18 protein-coding genes are annotated in these 19,162 nt (G+C 65.9%); 6 read left to right on the forward strand and 12 right to left on the reverse strand.

The genetic code is table 11. The features are described 5' to 3' along the window. The first annotated feature begins 45 nt into the window (after positions 1 to 45). From QYS60_RS06520 to QYS60_RS06540, 5 genes are all read left to right on the forward strand, one after another. Positions 46 to 1,218 (forward strand): acyl-CoA dehydrogenase family protein, encoded by a 1,173-nt coding sequence (locus tag QYS60_RS06520; protein WP_003938658.1) that lies wholly within the window; start codon positions 46 to 48, stop codon positions 1,216 to 1,218. 41 nt (positions 1,219 to 1,259) lie between these two features. Beyond that, a complete protein-coding gene (locus QYS60_RS06525) occupies positions 1,260 to 1,661 on the forward strand; it encodes a cupin domain-containing protein (RefSeq protein ID WP_003938657.1) in 402 nt (133 codons plus the stop codon). 28 nt (positions 1,662 to 1,689) lie between these two features. After that, on the forward strand, positions 1,690 to 2,793 hold the full coding sequence (locus tag QYS60_RS06530; protein ID WP_371382794.1) for an NADH:flavin oxidoreductase/NADH oxidase: 1,104 nt from the start codon (positions 1,690 to 1,692) through the stop codon (positions 2,791 to 2,793). Between the two features lie 194 nt (positions 2,794 to 2,987). Then, a complete protein-coding gene (locus QYS60_RS06535; protein WP_371382708.1) occupies positions 2,988 to 4,451 on the forward strand; it encodes an aldehyde dehydrogenase family protein in 1,464 nt (487 codons plus the stop codon). A 337-nt stretch (positions 4,452 to 4,788) separates the two neighbouring features. After that, on the forward strand, positions 4,789 to 6,072 hold the full coding sequence (locus tag QYS60_RS06540) for a nitrate/nitrite transporter (RefSeq protein ID WP_371382709.1): 1,284 nt from the start codon (positions 4,789 to 4,791) through the stop codon (positions 6,070 to 6,072). A gap of 279 nt (positions 6,073 to 6,351) precedes the next feature. On the opposite strand, the gene QYS60_RS06545 is transcribed toward QYS60_RS06540, so the two are convergent. From QYS60_RS06545 to QYS60_RS06595, 11 genes are all read right to left on the reverse strand, one after another. Next, positions 6,352 to 6,519 carry a hypothetical protein gene (locus QYS60_RS06545; RefSeq protein WP_371382710.1) on the reverse strand — a complete coding sequence of 56 codons (168 nt, stop codon included), beginning with the start codon at positions 6,517 to 6,519 and terminating at the stop codon, positions 6,352 to 6,354. A gap of 223 nt (positions 6,520 to 6,742) precedes the next feature. Further along, a complete protein-coding gene (locus QYS60_RS06550) occupies positions 6,743 to 7,255 on the reverse strand; it encodes a nuclear transport factor 2 family protein (RefSeq protein ID WP_193788741.1) in 513 nt (170 codons plus the stop codon). A gap of 46 nt (positions 7,256 to 7,301) precedes the next feature. Continuing rightward, positions 7,302 to 8,162 (reverse strand): LLM class F420-dependent oxidoreductase, encoded by an 861-nt coding sequence (locus tag QYS60_RS06555; RefSeq protein WP_371382711.1) that lies wholly within the window; start codon positions 8,160 to 8,162, stop codon positions 7,302 to 7,304. A gap of 46 nt (positions 8,163 to 8,208) precedes the next feature. Then, positions 8,209 to 8,562 (reverse strand): EthD family reductase, encoded by a 354-nt coding sequence (locus tag QYS60_RS06560; RefSeq protein ID WP_003938650.1) that lies wholly within the window; start codon positions 8,560 to 8,562, stop codon positions 8,209 to 8,211. A 46-nt stretch (positions 8,563 to 8,608) separates the two neighbouring features. Next, entirely contained in the window at positions 8,609 to 9,460 is an 852-nt protein-coding gene (locus QYS60_RS06565; protein WP_371382712.1) for a mycofactocin-coupled SDR family oxidoreductase, read from the reverse strand. Further along, a complete protein-coding gene (locus tag QYS60_RS06570; RefSeq protein WP_371382713.1) occupies positions 9,457 to 10,482 on the reverse strand; it encodes an ABC transporter permease in 1,026 nt (341 codons plus the stop codon). The genes QYS60_RS06565 and QYS60_RS06570 overlap by 4 nt, the downstream gene beginning before the upstream one ends. A 4-nt stretch (positions 10,483 to 10,486) precedes the next feature. Beyond that, positions 10,487 to 13,027, reverse strand: coding sequence for an ATP-binding cassette domain-containing protein (locus tag QYS60_RS06575; RefSeq protein ID WP_371382795.1), 2,541 nt, complete (start codon positions 13,025 to 13,027; stop codon positions 10,487 to 10,489). Between the two features lie 63 nt (positions 13,028 to 13,090). Then, a complete protein-coding gene (locus QYS60_RS06580) occupies positions 13,091 to 14,215 on the reverse strand; it encodes a substrate-binding domain-containing protein (RefSeq protein ID WP_371382714.1) in 1,125 nt (374 codons plus the stop codon). A 394-nt stretch (positions 14,216 to 14,609) separates the two neighbouring features. Beyond that, positions 14,610 to 15,449: a fumarylacetoacetate hydrolase family protein gene (locus QYS60_RS06585; protein WP_371382715.1), complete on the reverse strand. Its 840-nt coding sequence runs from the start codon at positions 15,447 to 15,449 to the stop codon at positions 14,610 to 14,612. Then, entirely contained in the window at positions 15,446 to 15,913 is a 468-nt protein-coding gene (locus QYS60_RS06590; RefSeq protein WP_371382716.1) for a MaoC family dehydratase, read from the reverse strand. Before QYS60_RS06590 ends, QYS60_RS06585 begins: the two co-directional genes overlap by 4 nt. 28 nt (positions 15,914 to 15,941) lie before the next feature. Continuing rightward, complete coding sequence (locus QYS60_RS06595) at positions 15,942 to 16,832, reverse strand: CoA ester lyase (RefSeq protein WP_371382796.1); 891 nt, start codon at positions 16,830 to 16,832, stop codon at positions 15,942 to 15,944. Between the two features lie 295 nt (positions 16,833 to 17,127). Between QYS60_RS06595 and QYS60_RS06600 the strand changes: the two genes are divergently transcribed. Further along, positions 17,128 to 17,625, forward strand: coding sequence for a MaoC/PaaZ C-terminal domain-containing protein (locus tag QYS60_RS06600; RefSeq protein WP_003938642.1), 498 nt, complete (start codon positions 17,128 to 17,130; stop codon positions 17,623 to 17,625). An 809-nt stretch (positions 17,626 to 18,434) separates the two neighbouring features. Here the strand turns inward: QYS60_RS06600 and QYS60_RS06605 are convergent. Beyond that, positions 18,435 to 18,593 carry a helix-turn-helix transcriptional regulator gene (locus QYS60_RS06605; RefSeq protein WP_085999789.1) on the reverse strand — a complete coding sequence of 53 codons (159 nt, stop codon included), beginning with the start codon at positions 18,591 to 18,593 and terminating at the stop codon, positions 18,435 to 18,437. Between the last annotated feature and the right edge of the window lie 569 nt (positions 18,594 to 19,162).

Genomic DNA, 19,162 nt, shown 5'->3' on the forward strand with positions numbered 1-19,162 from the left:
CTCGAGACCCCGAAGGGCGCCGTCACCTCGAGTCGGAGGAGTCCCATGATCGGAAGCGGCACCCTGCCGGACACCACGGAACAAGCGGATCTACGCGAGATGGTGCGCGAGATCATCGAGAGGTACGCACCCCCGCAGCGCGTCCGGGAACTCGACGACGCCAACGCCTTCGACCTCGAGCTGTACCGCGCCCTCGGGGGAGCCGGACTGATCGGACTCGGCGCCCAGGCCGACGGCGTGACCGGGGCCGACCCCCGCCACCAGATCATCGTCCTCGAGGAACTCGCCGCCGGCCCGACCTCGATGGCGGTGTGCCTGGTCGTGCAGTACATGGGCGTCGGCCTGCTCACCGAGTACGGCACCAACGAGCAACGCCGCACTGTCCTGGCCCCGCTCCTGGACGGCCGCGAGCGGGTCGCCTTCGCGCTGACCGAACCTGACGGCGGCACCGACGTCGCCCGCGTCATGCGTACCCGGGCGAAGCAGTCCGACGACGGCCGGTGGGTTCTCAACGGCGCCAAGACCTGGATCTCCGGCCCACAGCACGCGGGGAACCTCATCGTTCTGGCCCGGACTTCGACACCGGAATCCTCGCCGATCGACGGCATCACCATGTTCGTGGTCCCCACCGACACCCCGGGGATCACCGTGAAAGAACTCGACACCTTTGCCATCCACAGCCTCGACACCTGCGAGGTGAACTTCGACAACGTCGAAGTCGCCGCCTCCGCCGTGCTCGGGCACGTCGACCAGGGGTTCCGGCAGGTGCTCGGCACCCTCAACGGGGAGAGACTCAATGCCGCCGCCGCCGCTCTCGGAATCGCCCGCGGCGCACTGGACGCGGCCGTCGACTACGGCCGGCAACGGCAGGTGTTCGGGCGCCCCGTCGGCAGCTTCCAGGTCGGGCAGCACCGACTCGTCGACGGCGCCATTGCTGTCGAAGCGGCGCGGGCGCTGATGCTGCAGGCCGCCGAAGCCACCGCTACCGGCAAACGCGCCGACATCCTCAGTGCCATGGCCAAAGTCGCCGCCTCCGATGCAGCCGTCGCGGTCACCGACGCCGGCATGCGCCTGATGGGCGGATCCGGGTTCAGCAAGGAATACCCCATGGAGCGGCTGTTCCGGGACGCTCGCCTCTACACCTTCGCGCCCCTGACCAACGAAATGCTCCGCAACCACATCGGTGAGAAGTATCTGGGCCTGCCGCGGTCGTTCTGACCGCACCGATCACACTCCCCACACAGAAAGAAGGATCCCTCATGACCGCGATCACCCCGTTCGCCGACGCACTCAACGCCCTGCCGCCCCTGGCCTCGCGCTACGTCGACGTCGACGCTCTGCCGTGGCGACCCTCCGGATACGACGGCATCGACATCAAGGTGCTGCTCAAGGACGAGGAGAGCGGCCTGCTCACCGCGCTGTTCCGTTGGCGGCCCGGATCGGTCCTGCCGATGCACGAGCACGTCCGAATCGAGCAGACCTGGGTGCTCGAGGGCAGCATCGTCGACGAGGAAGGCGAGGCCACGGTCGGGAACTTCTCGTGGCGGCCGCAGGGCAACCAGCACCGCGCCTCCTCGCCGAACGGCGCCCTGGTGCTGTGCTTCTTCCTGACTCCCAACAAGTTCCTCGAGGGCCCGAACGCCGGGTCCACGCTGGAATGACCGTCACCCCCGACCCGAGGAGTTCGTGTTGTCTCGACCCGCGGTTCATCGCACGCGGCTGTTCTCACCGCTGACCCTGCGCGGTGTGACCTTCCGTAATCGCCTCTGGGTGGCGCCGATGTGCCAGTTCTCCGCTGACGACGGCATACCCGACGACTGGCACCTGGTACACCTCGGTTCCTTCGCCAAGGGCAAGGCCGGGCTGGTGCTCACCGAGGCGACCGCAGTCAGCCCGGATGGACGGATCAGCCGCAAGTGCACCGGACTGTGGAACGACACGCAGCGCGAGGCATTCGCCCGCATCAATCGCTTCGTCACCGAGCACGGATCGATCCCCGGCATCCAACTCGCACACGCCGGCCGCAAGGCCTCGGCGCACGTGCCCTGGGAGGGCGACGGCACCGTTCCGGTCGGCGAGGGCGGCTGGGAAACGGTCGGTCCGTCCGCAACGGCCTGGGGGGATCAGGCCGTGCCACGCGAGATGACCGTGGCCGACATCGCGAACGTGGTCACCGACTTCGCCGATGCCGCCGTCCGGGCCTTGGCCGCAGGATTCCGGGTCGTCGAGATCCACGCCGCACATGGGTACCTGCTTCACCAGTTCCTGTCCCCGATCACCAACCGGCGAACCGACGGCTACGGCGGAGACCCCGACCGCCGCGCCCGGTTGCTGCGGGAGGTCGTCGCCGCGGTCCGCGCAGTCTGGCCGGAAGAGTTGCCGTTGTTCCTGCGGATTTCCGCCACCGACTGGGTCGAGGACGGCTGGGACGTCGATGACAGCGTTGCATTGATCCGCTCGCTCGAAGGCTCCGGGATCGACCTCGTCGACGTTTCCAGCGGTGGTCTGACCCCCGAGCAGCAAATCACCGTCGGACCGGGATACCAGGTACCCTTCGCCCGCCGGATCCGCAGCGAGACCGCCCTGCCGGTCGCGGCCGTGGGGCTGATCACCGACTCCTCCCAGGCCGAGCAGGTCCTCGTCGACGGAGCCGCCGACGCGGTCTTCGTCGGTCGGAACCTGCTGCGCGAGCCGATGTGGCCACTCAAGGCGGCCAAGGAACTCGGGGTCGAAGACACGCTCGACTGGCCGGCCCCGTACCGGTCCGCGCGTTACCGCGGCAACATCCCCTGATTCTGGTGGGCACGATCGTTGACAGCTGTGGGGGCCGAGCCGGTACCGTAGAAGAACAATCGTTCGTATGTGATAAGCGTGTCGGGTCCGCAGGGCCTCCGAGCGCCCCAGGCGGCGACCACGGCCGCATCATCGTCTCGTCGCCGCCAGTGGTCGGATGTTCGCCGAGCAGCTCTACCGAAAAGGAGATCAAGATGTCCGAGACCAACCCGAGTCGTCATCAGCTGCTGATCGACGGCAAATGGGTGGATCCGGTCGAAGGCGGCACCGTCGACGTCTTCAACCCGTCGACCGGAGACAAGCTCGCCGAAATCGCCGCCGGCGGTCCGCGCGATGTCGACCTGGCGGTGCAGGCCGCACGCCGGGCGTTCGACGACGGCCCGTGGCGGCGGATGCCGGCAGAAGCCCGTGCTCGCATCCTGCACCGCTTCGCGGATCTCATCGAGGCCAACGCCGACGAGATCGCCCTCATCGACACCCAGGACTGCGGAAAGCCGTACGCGTTCATCCGTGACATCGATCTGCCGAACATGGCCGATCTGCTGCGCTACATGGCCGGGTGGACCACCAAGCTCGAGGGCCGCACCATCCCGCTTTCGCGCCAGAACCCCGGAGACTTCTTCTCCTACACCCGCCGCCAGCCCGTCGGCGTCGTCGCCCAGATCATCCCCTGGAACGGAGCAGCACTCGCCGCGGTCTGGAAGCTCGCCCCGGCGCTGGCCGCCGGATGCACAGTGGTGCTCAAGCCCGCCGAACTCGCGTCTCTGGCCCCGCTGCGTCTGGCGGAGCTGGCCCTCGAAGCCGGTGTTCCCGACGGAGTGGTCAACGTGATCACCGGAACGGGCGCAGATGCCGGGGCCCCGTTGGCCGGTCATCCCCAGGTCGACAAGGTGGCGTTCACCGGCTCGGTCGAGACCGGCAAGAGGATCGTCGTCGCGGCGGCATCGAACCTGAGCAAGCTGACCCTCGAACTGGGCGGTAAGTCCCCCAATGTCATCTATGACGACGCCGACCTCGACATCGCCGTCGACGGTGTACTGGGCGCTGTCCTCTACGCCCAGGGGGAGGCCTGCACGGCCGGGTCGCGGCTGTATGTGCACCGCAACATCTACGACGAGGTGCAGAACCGCATCGCCGCCAAGGTGCCGGAAATCAAGATCGGCCCCAGCGCAGAGCGCGGGGTGCTGGTCGGCCCGATGATCTCCGACCAGCACCGCTCCAAGGTCAAGACCTACGTCGAGGGCGCACTCGGTGACGGAGCCGAGATCATCGCCGGTGGCGCCCGGACCCGCGAGCCCGGTTACTACCTCGAGCCGACCGTGCTGGGGGGGGTCGACGACGACATGACCATCGCCCGGGAGGAGATCTTCGGTCCCGTGGTGTCGCTGATGCCGTTCGACGACGAAGCCGAGGTGTTGCGCCGCGCGAACGACACCACCTTCGGCCTGGCGGCCGGGGTGTGGACGACCAACGTCGGACGGGCCCACCGCTTCGCCGAAGCGGTCAACGCCGGTGCGGTGTGGGTCAACTGCTACAACGTCTTCGATGCCGCGTTGCCGTTCGGCGGATTCAAGCAGTCCGGTTGGGGTAAGGAAATGGGCGGCGAAGCCCTCGACGGCTACCTGCAGAGCAAGGCGGTCACCGTCTCGCTCGCCTGACACCGCTCGAAGCGCCTGTAGACGCCCGGCTGGTACACCAGCCGGGCGTCTACGTGTGCTGTGGACGTACGCCGGTTCGCCCCTCACCGGAACGCTGCGGGCTGGGTCGGCAGTCGAGTTCGGTTGTGACCGTTGACACGGCACGCGAGCTCAAACTAACATACGTACGTTCGTTTAAGGCGTTGGCGGATCCATTCCCGCGCCACCACATGCCATCCGTTCCAGGTGCCCTGCACGACCGAATACACCACAGGCCGTGGGTACTCCGGCCCGTCGAACCCGTCCCGATGACGCCTTCCGCCTTCTCCGGCGGCGTCCCCGATACAGGAGCCACGTCATGACAACGTTGACGCTCACCGGCACGCGTGCGGCCTATACGCGCGCACCCCTCTACAGCTGGTGGGTCCTGCTGGTCAGCCTGCTGTGCTTCATGACCTGCTTCATCGGCCTGAACACCGTGGCGGTGTTCGGCACGGTCATCCAGGACGACTGGGGAATCAACGCCACCCAATTGTCCTTGCTCACCACCGCATCGATGCTCACGTTCTGCGTGGTGCCGGTATTCGCCGGCAAGTGGGCCGCTCGTATCGGGGTGAAGAAGATCGTCGTCATCGGCCTGCTCTGCAACGTCGTTTCGGGGCTGTTGATCTCATTCGTCGGTGAGTCCTACACGGGCATGCTTGTGCTCCGTCTGCTCCTGGGCTGCTGCGGCGGCGTGATGAATGCGTCGCTGGCCACACATGCTTCCTTGTGGTTCCCCAAGAACAGGCGCGGATTCGCCACGGGTCTGCTGATGGGCTTCCTCGGCGTCGGCTTCTCCATCACCTCGTTCGCCGGACCACTGCTCACCGACAGCGGCATGTCGTGGGAGACCGCGTCGATGTGGCTGACCGTGGTCCCGAGCATCGCCTGCGGTGCATTGTTCGTGCTCACCGTCAAAGACTTCCACCAGGCCCATCCCGGGGTGCCGTCGATGGACGCCCTCGTTGCCGAACCCGTCGGACTCCGACGCCCGCACTCGACCCGCTTCGACGCATTGCCCAAGCCGGGGTCGCTCGCCGAGGCGCTGCGCAGCTCCCGCATCTGGTGGTCCTCTCTGTACGGTGCAGGCACCGCGATCACCCTCTACGGGCTCGCCTACGCCCTGCCGCTGTTCCTCGAACAGGACCGGGGAATGACGCTGCTCGAAGCCTCCGCGATCATCGGCGTCACCTTCATGTTCAAACTGGTCGCCGCCCCCATCGGGGGGTTGATGTCGGACCGGCTCTTCCGCGGTGAACGCTTCCAGACGAACATGATCGGTGCGGGCCTGGCCGGAATCATGGTCGTGACCCTGCCCGGGATCCCCGCGAGCACTCTGGGAATCTACCTGTGCATCATGTTCCTGGCGGCCTCGCTCTACGGTGGCACCTACTGGGCGTGGGCGGCGGAACTGTCGCAGCCCCGGGCGAACTACCAGACAAGCGGGCTCATCGTCACCGTCAGCAATGTCGGCGCCGTTCTCGCCGCCCCGATGCTGGGACTGATCATCGACGCCACCGGCAGCGCCACCTACGCCATGGTGACGATAGGTGTCCTCGGCCTGCTGAGCGTGGAGTGCGCCCGCCGCTCACGGCTGTAGACCGCCCTCCCCCCCTGGCCGTCCATCCGCGAGACCGCGTACCCTCCGATGCGCCACATCCTTGCAGGCGGCTCCCGAACGCTCTCCGATTCCGGACGGCTCACACTACGGCAGCGCGATCCCGGAACCCGCGAGCTCTCCCGCGCAGTCGGCGAGTCGTGCTCGACCACACTCGAGCCACCTTCCGCATGACGCAACGAGCGCGGAGGAAAGGGCTCGGACCGCGATCCGGTCCGAGCCCTTTTCCTTCGATGCGAGGAAAGTCAGCGGATGGTCCAGCTACCGTCCGCAACGTAGACCGCGCCCCTGCACGAAGCTCGCCTCGTCGCTGACCGGGAACAGCGCGGCATTTGCCAGTTCCTCGGGCTGCGCGTGCCGGCCGACCGGGGCACTATGCAATGCCTCGACGACCGGCAGATCCTCGTTGGGCAAGATCTCCTGGGACATGACGGTTTCCACCGCAACGGGCGCGATCGGTCATGATCGTGGCCGACAACGTGGAGCCGCCGTCGAAGAGGCGACACGAACGCACTGACGGATAGGCGCCGCGCCATATCCGCCGCGGACCGAATGCGCCACAGGTGCGGGGCGACGGGAGGCGCCCGTAGCCCCGCACGGACGACCCCGGCCTCGCTCGGGCGAGGCCGGGGTCATCGAACAGGTATGGCCGTCAGTCGCGGAAGGGCTGCTTGACCCAGCCCTGGTCCCAGTTCGACACTTGGTGGGTACGACCGCGCAGCTCCTGGAAGTACCAGGCGCCCTCGCGCTTGACGAACTGGTCGGTGTAGTTGATCGTCAGGATGACCGCATCTTTCTGGGTCGGGTCCTGGCTGTTCTCGATGGTGCACAGGCACAGCAGGTAGAAGTACCCCGTTGCGGTTCGGCCGTCCTCGCTCAGGTCGATACGGGGGGCAATCATATAGTGCTGAGCCCAGGTGATCTTGCCGGACAAGGCCCTGAAGTGGGCCTTGATCTCCTCGTGGCCGGTCATGGAACCGCCTTCGCCGTCGACGACCCACCGGCCGTCCTCGACGAACAGGCCGGCGATGCCTTCCGGGTCGTAGCTGTTGTCGCAGAATCCGGCGTAACGGTACTTGAGCTGTTCGATTGCGCGGACATCCTCGAGACGTGTCAATCGCTCGGCGAGCTCGCTGACGCTCACATCTGCGGTTGTAGTGTTCATGACTACGAGTCCTCCTGTGAGGGTTGGTTTCTGGTGATGTGGGTAGTTAGGAGACCTGCGCTAGGACCTTGGAGACGGTTTCGAGGTTGCGCATGCCTTCGCCCGGATCGTCGGCGGGATCGACCCACAACACCGCCCGCTCGATGCCGAGCTCCCGATAGCTGTCGAGTACGGCCGGATCCGGGGGCGCCGACGCCACCGCGATACCCACCGAATCGGGATCGCGTCCAGTTTCTTCGACGAGTCCGCGGAACTCGGACACGCTCTTGGTCAGCGTGGGATCGTCGGCGGGGGGTACGACATACCAGGCATCGGCCCACTCGGCCGCATGCTGCATGGTAGTGGGTCCGGCACCACCGAGATAGATGCGCGGGCCGTTCGGTTGTGCCGGCTTGGGCCACGCCCACGAGGGGGCGAGGGACGCGCGCTGCCCGTCGTAACTCGCCTCCTCCTGGGTCCACAGTGCCTGCATGACCTTGAGCTTGTCGCGTACGGTCGAGTAGCGCTGCTTCCAGACGACGCCGTGTGCCTCGGCCTCCTCGACGTTCCACCCCATACCGATACCGCAGATGACGCGGCCGCCGGAGAGGTGGTCGAGAGTGGCGATCTGCTTGGCCTTGGCGATCGGGTCGTGCTGGGCGAGCAGGCAGACTCCGGTACCGAGCATGATCGTCCGCGTGTGCGCGGCGATCATCGATAACGTGACGATCTGATCGTAGGTGCGCAGGTAGAACCCGGGTAGTTCGGGCCCGCCATAGGAAATCGGGTAGTCGGTTTTCCGGGACACCGGGAAGTGCGTGTGTTCAGGGACGAAGAGAGACTCGAATCCGTAGCCCTCGGCGGCCTGCCCGAACTCGATGGGGTCCGGACCTTGATCGGTGAAGAAGTAAACTACGCCCACATCCATGACGGGCTCCTAACTGATGTGTCTGCGTGTATGGACGCCGACGAATTCAGGCGTCGCCGACCACAACGTGGTCCTCGAGGACCACCACGTAGTGCTTGCCGATGAAGTTCTCGACGTCTGCCAGGGCCGCCTGACCGGCCTCGGACGCCCATCCGGCCTCCATCGCCTCCGTGCTCTCGTAATCGAGAACGGCCAGGCCGTCGATCCCGAATCCGTTGTCGGGCTCGGAGGCACCTTCCTGGGGAACGACGTGCCGCTGCACGTAGCGGATCACGCCGGGCACCTGGGCGGCAAGGGGAGCGTGCTTTTCCCGCCAGTACTCGTCGAACTGGGCGAACGACATACCCGGCTTGCGTCCGATCAGTGCGATCGTGCGGACCGGCCCACCGTTGACTGTCATTGATCTTCCTTTTCTGTTGAGGTTTGCTGACGGGACATGCAGAGCGTCAGCCGGGGTACTTGGCAAGCATTCCGGCGTCGACGGGCAGGGCGGTGCCGGTCACGTACCGGGACTCGTCGCAGGCCAGCCACAGGACGGCTTCGGAGATGTCGGCGGAGTCCACCCACGGCACGGGGAGCAGATTGATGCGACCGAGAACTTCGATACCGTCGTCGAGAGTGGGGCTTTCGAGGTCGGGTCGGAAGATCTTCGCCGCCGTTGGGTTGTCGATCATGTCGGTACGGACGTTGGTCGGATGCACCGTGTTGACGCGGATGTGATGCGGAGCCACCTCGTTCGCCACCGAGCCGACCAGCCCGACGAGGGCGTGCTTGGCGGCGCTGTAGTGCGCTACATGTGGAACTCCGCGTATGCCGGCGATGGAGCTGATTGCGATGATGGACCCGCCTCGACCCCCGGCGATGATGTGCGGCAACGCCGCCTTCATCGTCTGCCAGACACCGGTGAGGTTGATGTCGATGAGGGTGTCCCATTCGGCGCGGGTGAGTTCCCAGGAGGGTTTGGCGGCACCGAGCACGCCGGCGTTGGCGACAACGATGTCGAGTCGTCCCAGCTCGGTAGCGGCAGCGGCGACCGAGTCGATCATCGACTCGTCGCGGACATCGGCTTCGATCACGACCGCCTTGCGGCCCCGCTCTTCGACCAGGCGGGCGGTCTCCTTCAGATCCGCGTGGTCCGGCATCGCGTAGCTCACCTGGTCGATCGGACGCACCGAGTCGAGCAGAATGAGATCGGCGCCCTCACCGGCGAGAGTCAGGGCGTGCGACCGGCCTTGACCGCGGGCGGCGCCGGTCACGAACGCCACCTTGCCGTTCAGTCGCTGACCGATGTTCGTCATGAAAGGTCCTTTCCGGGAATCAGACGGTGGAGGATGTGGCGCAGGTCCAATTGCTGTGCTCCCACCGCAACGGCGATGACCACGGCCTGGACGAGGAACTGGGTGGAGGACGGTGCGCCGAGGGAGAGCACCAGCTGGGTGAGCTGGCTCAGGAACAGAGCTCCGACGGCGGTGCCGATGATGTTGCCGCGGCCACCGGTCAGGGCGGTTCCGCCGACGACGACCGCTGCGATGGCCGGCAGGAGGTAGCTCGTGCCGGCATTGGTGTTCGGTGTGCTCACATACCCGGCCAGCAGGACTCCCGCACCGCTGTAGCACAGCGCTGCGGCGACATAGCCGCTGATCTTGATTCGTGCGGTGCGCACCCCCGCCGCGTGGGCGGTGCGCTCGTTCGAGCCGACGGCAACGACCCGGCGTCCCCAGGCGGTGCGGCCGGTGGCGAAGACGGTCACGAGCATCAGCGCGATCGCCAGCCACACTGTGTTGGAGATACCGATCGTCTTTTCCAGAGCGAAGTCGGACACGCTCTGGGGGGCGCGGGTGGGTGTGCCTCCGGAGTAGGCCAGGGCGGCGCCCATCAAGATGGCATTGACTGCCAGGGTGGCCACCAGCGGGGTGACCGAGAACGCCGAGACGACGATGCCGTTGACCAGCCCGACGACGACGGCGATGAGGGCGACGATGAGCAGGGCGGTGAGGATGCTGCCGTGGTCCTGAGCGTATTGGCTGCTGACCAGGGCGGCCATGGTCATCATGCCGGGTAGCGACAGGTCGATGCCCTTGAGCATGACCACGATGGTCTGTCCGATCGCGGCGATGGCCAGGATCCCGGCGAAGGGCAGCAGTGAGTCGATCGCGCTGCCGGAGACGCTGCCGGGTGCGATGAGCCAGCTGAAGCCGAACAGGGCCACGGTGATCGCGATGACCGAGGTGGTGCCGTTCCAGGTCGGTGTCCAGCGCCGTTGCCCGGCGCCCGTTGGTTCGGTGTCCGGGAGTGCTTGTTGTGCGTGCAGTGCGCTCACGGCGTCAGCTCCGCTCTGCGAGGGTTCGGGACTTCGAATAGAAAGCGGCCGCGGCGATGGTCAGACCGCCGAGCAGCCACTGCTGCCAGTACAGCGGCAAGCCGATGAACTGCACCACTGTGTTGATCTGGATGACCAGTACCGCGCCGAGGCAAGCACCGATGAACGAGCCGCGCCCACCGAAGATCGAGGCACCGCCGAGCACCGCGGCGCCGATGCTGGCGAGGGTGTAACTGTCCCCGATGCTGGCATTGCCGGTCCCGGCCTGCGCCATCAGCAGCACCGCTGCCGGGACGACCAACACCGAACAGCCCACGTACGCGATGAGAGTGATCCTCTTGGTGTGCACACCGATCCGATCGGCGGTGGCATGCGCGGATCCGGTGGCGCGCAGGCGGACACCGAACAAACTCCGGTACATCGCGAACTCGAGAAGCACCGCGACGATGATCGCCAAGATCATCATGATCGGGATGAATCCGAGCTTGGTGGACGCGTACGACAGGAAGACGGGGTCGATCTTGCCGGCGGGCAAAGGTCGCAGCAGGTACGCGATGCCTTGGATCGCGGTGTAGGTCACCAGGGTGGCGATCAGGGGATTGATCTTCACCACCGCTGCCAAGGTCCAGTTGACCAGACCGACGGCCGCGGCCACGAGGCCGAGCACGATCAGCCCGATGATCATCCCGATCGGCGTCTTGTACGCCGACAGCACGAACGACCCGACCACGACCAGCAACCCTGCCAGGGGCCCGACCGACAGGTCGATGCCTCCGACCATCATCACCACCTGCTGGGCCATTGCGAAGAATGCCAAGGTGGCCAGCAGCGGCAAGATCAGCCCGAAGTTGCGGGAGGTGAGGTAGAACTCGCTCTGGCTGATCGCCACCCCGGCGAGCAGGATGGTCGCGAGCGCGAGGATCGCGGCGGGGGTGAGGTCGTTGCGGGCCAGCTTCCGACCGAGAGTGACTTTCTGCAGGGCCGCGCCGACGCGACTGCGGCTGCCGGTGGCGCTCAGTGCGGCCTGGGCGATGCCGTGCTCGGACAACTCGTCGTCGACGAGTTCCTTCGCGGCCTTGCCGCGGGAGAAGACGATGACCCGATCGCAGAGCTGTTCGAGTTCGGCAGCAGAGGAGGAGAGCACGATGATCGCCGCGCCGCGGGCTGCCGCCTCACGCAGGATGGTGTAGATCTCCTCCCGGGCGCCGATATCGACGCCCTGGGTGGGCTCGTCGGCCAGAATCAGCTTCGACTCGGTCATCAGCACGCGGCTGAGTACGACCTTCTGCTGGTTTCCGCCCGAGAGGGTGGTGATGTCGACCTCGGGGGAGGGCGCCTTGACCCGCATCGACGCGAAGGTTTCCGATGTGGCCTTGCGCTCGCGCACGCGAGAGAGCACGCCGAGGGAAGACAACCGCCTCAGCGAGGACAGCGAGGCGTTCTCCCGTAGGCTCAGGCCCGGCAGAATGCCCTCGTTGTGCCGGTCGTGGGGCAGATAGGCGATCCCCCCGGCCAGCGCCGCGGTCGGACTCGACGTCTTGATCGTGCGGCCGCTGAGCTCGATGGTGCCGTGCCCGGTGCCCAGGCCGCCGAGCGCACGCAGGACCTCGCGTTGCCCCTGTCCCTCGACACCGGCGAACCCGACGATCTCGCCGGCACGGACCGCCAGGTCCACGTCATCGAAACCGTGACCGGAGAATCCGGTGACCTTCAGCATGGTGTCGCCGAGTGCGGTCGTGCGGGTTCCGGCCCGGGTGTGCGCGCGGGTGAGTTCGCGCCCGACGACGAGGTTGACCACGTCCTGCTCGGTGACTTCGGCGCCGTCGAATGTCCCGACCAGTGCGCCGTCACGCAGTACCGACACGGTATGGGCGATCTGCTTGACCTCGTTGAGTCGGTGCGAGATATAGACCACTGCGCCGCCGGCGTCGATCAACTCCGATATCAGGCGGAACAGTTCGGCCACTGCGGGCGGCAGTAGATGCTCGGTGGGTTCGTCGAGAACGATGACCTTAGGCTCTTCTGCCAGTGCCTTCGCGATTTCGACGACAAACCGTGCGTCGGGTGGCAGTTCGCGGACCGGGGTGCGCGGATCGATCGCGGCCACGCTGCTCCACCGGGAGAGGATGCCTTCCGCCCAGCTGACCTGCTCACCGACCGAAGGCCGGTGGTCCTCGGGCATGCTCAGTCGCATGTTCTCCGCGACCGTCAGATCCGGCAGCAGTGCCGGCTCCTGGTAGACGATGGCCAGTCCCTGCTCCCGACACCAGTCCGGGGACGGGTCGGTGGCAGTGACACCACCGATCTGCACTGTCCCCGAGTCGGCGGTGACCGAACCGGCCGCAATGCCGACGAGCGTAGATTTGCCGGCTCCGTTCTGGCCGACCAGCGCATGGATCTCGCCGCGCCGGACGGTGAGCGAGACACCCTTGATGGCGTGGACGCCCGGATACCTCTTGTCGACGGCGTCCAGCCGCAGGACGGTGTCCTGATCGATGACTTCCTGGGCCGGATCCTGCTGAATCTGTACGTCAGACACGTACATCACATCCTCGACGATGTCTTGTTGAGTCACTGTTGACCACTCCTCAACCCCAGCGCTCTGTTGTTATTTGAAGACGGCCGAAAGCTGCTCGGGCGAGAGCGCCGAGGACAGGTCGGCGTCCGGGGGCAGGTCCTCGCGGCAGGTCGGGAGCTTGCCGTTGCGGGTATCGATGAACGTCGGCAGTTCGAAGTTTTCCGGCTCGTTGTCGGGCTGGCCGTTCAGTGCGGCCAGCGCCTTGCGGGCGGCGATGCGCACGACGGTGGTGGTGCCGTCGAGGGTGAGCAAGTGGAAGTCCGGGTTCGCTTGGTGGTACTGCAACCACATGCATCCGAGCTCGTTGTCGGTCGCCGAGGTCGCCAGCGGCGGGATTGGGCGACCGGCGTTGACGAACGCTCGCAACCCGCCCTTCGATGCGACACCGTAATCCGATGCCAGAGCGTCGATCTCGGGGTACTTGGTCAGCGCCCCTGCCATCGCACGCTGCTCGTATGCGGCGTCCCAGCTCGACGGTTGGGGCTCGTTGGTCAGCGGGGTGAACGGATCGCCGAGTTCCTTCGAGGTCTCCATGATGCCGTCCCACAGCGCCACGGTCGAGGGGCTGCCGCCCGGCAGTCCGCCGCTGAAGAGCAGCTTGGCGCCCGGCTGGACCTGACCGGCCAGCCACTTGGCCATCGTGTCGCCCTCGACGTCGAAGTCGTACTGGACGTACCCGTCGTAGTCGACACCGACCTCTCCGCCGGGGTCGGCGATGTAGGGCACGACGACGACACCGGCGTCGTGGGCGTTCTTCAGGGCGCTGAGTGCCTGACTGCCGAAGTCGTCGTAGGTGACGATCGCATCGAAGCCCTGTGCGGTGTACGAGTTGATCGCGGTGATGTACTTCTGCAGGTCGTTATCGGCCTGGGTGTACTCGAGGGTGACGTTCGGGCAGGCGGAAAGCTCGTCGGTGAGTTCCGCCTGCGTGATCTTGCGCCAGGAGTTGGCGCCGAAACCGGCGACATGTGCGATTTTCAGCGGCCGGTCGCCGCAGAGCTGCTCGACCGGCATAGCCTGGCCGCCGTCGCTCGTCGAACCTCCGGAGTTGCCGCTCGATTCGGCCGGGGCACTGGCCGTGCACGCCGCGACGCTCAGGGCTGCACTGAAGACAACTCCGGCAAGGGCCGCGCGACGACAAGTCAGAGCTTTCATGGATGTTCCTTCTCGATGCCAGATACAGACGAACGTTTGCTCGTTTGTTGATATTGTGGCGTAGAGCACAGCATTCGTCAACGGGTAATCTGCCGCATGCGGCCGCCTGCGGCGATACGAGATCTCGTGGCCTCAGACGCCTACGGGGCTGCGTCACAGGCGATCTCTTGTCGCCGACGCGGCAATCCTTCTGGGTCGGTGGAAGTCGTTTGTGTCTGCTGCTGCTGTGGGTTCGGTATTGCGAGTGAACTCCCAGGCGGAGAACCGTCGTATGCGATGGATGCTGCAGGGCTGTGGGAAGCTCGCGGGGCACACGGCCGCTAACCCTCCCGGTCCAGGACGGACCGGGAGGGCTAGCCGTGTCGTATTCGATTGTGAAGGTGCGGTACTGGTGTCAGCCGACCGGGATCGGCGCAGCCACGCACACGGTGTTGCGCAGCGCGCCCAGGCCAGTGATTTCCGTGGTGAGGATCTGGCCGTCGGACAGGTGTGTTCCCGTCGGATGGCCGACGCCGCCGGGAGTTCCGGTCAAGATCACGTCCCCGGCCTGCAGGGTGACGATGTGGGAGATGTACTCGATCAACCGCGTGGGGGTGAACACCAGGTCGCCGGTCGAGTCCGACTGGACGGTGGCTCCGTCGACGAGGGTGTGCAGTGGGGCGCCGAGCGAAAACTCGTCCGGGGTCACCAGTGTCGGACCGAGCGGACATGTTCCTTCGAAGGTCTTGCCCTGTAGCCACTGTTGCGTCCGATACTGATAGTCGCGCATGGTGACGTCGTTGGCGACCGCGAAGCCGGCGATGTACTCGTCGGCGTCGGCGGCCCGTACCGTTCTCGCCTTCTTGCCGACGACGACGGCGAGCTCTCCTTCCCAGTCGACTTGCTGATCGGCATAGGGCGGGACATGGATGTCGTCGTAGGCGCCGATGAGTGCTTCGGGGAATTTGGCGAACAACGTCGGGTAGCGGGGGAGTTCACGTCCCATCTCCTCGATGTGGTTCGCGTAGTTCAGTCCCACGCACACGATCTTCGTTGGGTGCGTGACCACAGGGGCGTACTCCACAGCACCAAGCTCGACCACCTGTCCGGTGGTCTCGGTGGCGATGCGCTGCCAGTGAGGGTCCCGTAGTAGATCCGAGAGACCGGAGTAGGGCTCGATCAGCACCGCGCTTTCGCCCTCGATCCGTGCAGCGGCGGTGGTCAATCCGTCCAGGCGCAGCGTGGCCAGCCTCATGAGACAGCGACCTCGGCGGGCTTCTTGAGCATCAGGCCGGACCGCTGTACGCGGCAGATCAACTTGTCGTTCTGGTTGAAGCCACGGTGCTCGAACCGCACGATACCGGTGTCCGGGCGCGATTTGGACTCACGTCGAGACAGGATTTCGGTCTCGATCCGGAGTGTGTCACCGATCAGCACCGGCGCCGGAAAGGCGATCTCCTCGAACCCGAGATTGCCCAAGGTGGTTCCGAGGGTGGTCTCCTGCACCGGGATGCCGACCACGACGCCGAGGGTGAAGACGCTGTTGACAATGCGTTCACCGTACATGCTGGCCTTGGCGAACTCGGCGTCCAGGTGCAGGGGCTGGACGTTCAAGGTGAGGGTGGTGAAGAGCAGATTGTCGGTCTCGGTGACGGTACGGGTTACCGCGTGCTTGATGACGAGCCCCGGCTCGAGCTCTTCGAAGTACAGTCCACTCATTGTCGGTTTCCTTACGAGGTTGGTGTGGTTACTGCGTATTGATGGCTTCGGCGAGGGCGACCACGCCGCGTGCGGTCTTCACGTGTGCGATATCGACGTGCTCGCCCTCGAAGAGAGCGGCGGCCTGACCCTTTGCCTGAGCCTGCTCGAAGGCCTCGATCATGCGCCGGAAGCGGTCGACGACCTTCGGGTCCGGTGCATAGACGTCGTTGACCGTGGGGATGTGTGAGGGGTGAATGAGGACCTGACCGGTAAAGCCCAGCCGACGGTTGCCCTCGGCGAATCGACGCAAACCGTCCAGATCGGAAATCTCCTGCCACAACCCCACTATGGGATGGGCCAAACCGGCAGCGCGACAGGCGAGCACCGCCTTGCTGCGGTAGTGGAGAGTCTCGAGACCCTCGGCAGTCCACTCGAAACCGACCTCGCGCGAGACGTCGGCATCGCGGGCAGCGGCCACCATCAACGACGCGACCCGCGGATGTGCGGCGGCGATTGCTTCGCAATTCACCAGTGATTTCGCGGTTTCGAGGGTGGGGATCACTTCCACACTGCCGCGGTCGAGCGAGGCCTCGATCTCGAAGTGGTCGAGCAACGCCGCGAAATCGAGGACCTCCCGCGGGCCGTAGATCTTCGGCAGCAGAAGGTTGCCGAGCCCAGCCCGGACGACGGCCTGCAGGTCTTTGCCGAAGTGGTCCGTATCGAGGGGGTTCGGGCGCACCAGCACCGTCACCTCGGGATGCTCGCGTTGCAGGGTGTCGATGGTGTCGGTCGCGACCGCGCGGGCGTCGGCCTTGCTCGGCTCGGGAACCGAGTCCTCGAGATCGAGGATCACGGCGTCGGCGCCCGCGCGCACCGCCTTCTGCGCCCAACCCTCACGATGGGCCGGCACGAACAACAGAGAACGTAGAGGTCGCATTACTTCCTCACTCGATATGGCACCACTGGTGCAGGAATGACACAGGGGCTGGCGACGCGGTGCGCCGAGGCGTTGCAGACCGGTCGTGGCCGGGCGCGGTGACACCACCGGCCATCGGAGAGGCCGGTGCGGACCACAGCGAGGACGTGGTGTACGTCATCTCGTCCCATCCAGAAGGTCGCGGTGCAAGGTCGGGGCAAATGATTGACCGGCAGGCGGGCGAACCCGTACCGTTAAACGAACAATCGCTCGTACGTTAACACGGCCGGCGCTACCGGCGCTATGAGGAGTTTCGATGACAGTCAACGACGTCAGCATCACGGCCCGCGTGATCGGCCAGCCCGATCGCTGGTGGGAGGATCTCGCGCTGGGCGATGTTCTCCGGGGCCCTGGCATGACCGTCACGGATGCACATTTGGTGCAGTGGGCGGGCTTGACCTGTGACATTGTCTCGCTGCATCTCGACGAGGAGTACGCCGCAGGCACCCAGTTCGGGCAACGGATCGCGCATGGGCCGTTCACCCTCTCGCTCGCATTGGGGCTGACCACCCAAACCGGGTACTTCAACAACGTCGTCGCCTGGCTCGGGCTCGACGAGGTTCGGGCGGCACGTCCGGTGATCATCGGTGACACCCTGCATCCGGAAGCGGAACTCGTCGCTGCGCGGCCCACGAAGAAGCCGGACCAGGGAATCTGGACCCTCGCCTACAGCGCCCTCAATCAGCGGGGCGAACCTGTCATGACCTTCCGCAGCAGCTTCATGATCCGGCGCCGCCCCGAACCACTACGCTGACGTCGCCGTCGGCGCGGCGCGGCGACGTTCTTCGGGTCGGATCCCGGAGTCGCGCCGCAGGCGCTCGTCCGACGGTGGCGCGCGACCCATGTGGACGATGTGATGCTTGCGAAGGCTGAGGAATGCACACGGTCGTCGACTCCGACTGGTCGACTACGGCCGAGCACGACAAGCCGGTCGTCACTCGTAAGTGCGCAGAGGCGAAGAGTACAGATCAGTCCGGCGCTGTGCACGGCTCAGGGTCGGCGTGGAGCGCACTCCGGCGACGAAGATCCGATTGGGGAAGGTTTCGACGAGACGGGCTACCGGTCCCTGACACACCGCCACGAAGCGGCCCAGACCGATCGGTACGTCCTGACCGGCAAGACGCGTACCTACTTCCGGTCAGAACTTCGGAAAGTACATCGACATGACCGAAGGGGATTCCGTCTTCGTCCACACCTCATGTCGAAGGCAATAGGAGCACGACCGAGGAGTTCCTCCGACCGACCACACGCACCCCGGAGAGCATCGTCCTCAATCCTCCCGATGACGATGACTCCATGGTCGAGAGTTGCGTCCGCGTCAAAGCTCCGACCGGACTGGGCTGGCCGACTCCTCGCCAGATCATTCGGCTGAATACCCGCTGCGTACGCGGCGGATCCGACCCACGGCCGAGCACCTGAGACGAGGCGGATCCGTCCGATGGGGTTTACGCACCATGCGGTGCGCACCGCGAGCGGGCGAATCCGCGCGTAGGTACGAGTGGCCGTGCCCGAGGCACACAGCAGACGTAGGGATACTGCCGAGACCGGACTCGCTGACACGACCTACCGCCTGAGGGCACCCTCCTCAATCTTCGCGACCGCGGCGGTTCGGTTCGTCACCGCCAGTTTGCGCAGAATTTTGCGCACGTGGAACCGCACCGTATTTGCCGAGATGAACAGGTCGCGGCCGATCGCGGCGTTCGAGGCACCGGAGGCCGTCATGATCAGTACCTCGTACTCGCGTCGGGTCAACGGTTCGCCACGGGCCCAGTCGCTTTCGGCCTCCCCCTCGGCGCCGAACGTCCTCGTGCCGGCGCCACCGGAGACCCGAGGATGCTCTCGAGCATCGATGCCGCTTGCAGGCGCGCTTCGCGGTCCGCGATGTGCCGGGAACGGAGTACCGCGAGTGTTCGACCCAACTCGATCTGCATCATCGTCCACTCATTCCAGCGGGCCGGCCGTCGAATTCCGTGCACAACACCCGTGCCGTTCCGATACCGGAGCGACCTCACACCCCGGGGCCGGTTCTCGCGGTGTTCGCCGGATGGCGTCGCTGCACGGCCGACTCGCCGCAGGTCCCCCAGCCCTCGGTGGCAGACCCTGCCATCCGTTTGCCACTACGGACTCCCAATAGCGATGACCGGCGCACCGGTCGGTGTGCAGAACCGTCGAGGTTTCACGACTCCTCGGCACCTGCCGCCCGGCCGTGTCCATCGGTTGCGGGAGGGTGGCCGACAACGCGACCGGCGCTGTATCCGCGCCCGAAGTCGTGTACGCCGGCCTCGTGCCGA

Source organism: Rhodococcus sp. GXMU-t2271, from assembly GCF_041414735.1.
In the GTDB taxonomy this organism is placed as follows: Bacteria; Actinomycetota; Actinomycetes; order Mycobacteriales; family Mycobacteriaceae; genus Rhodococcus; species Rhodococcus indonesiensis.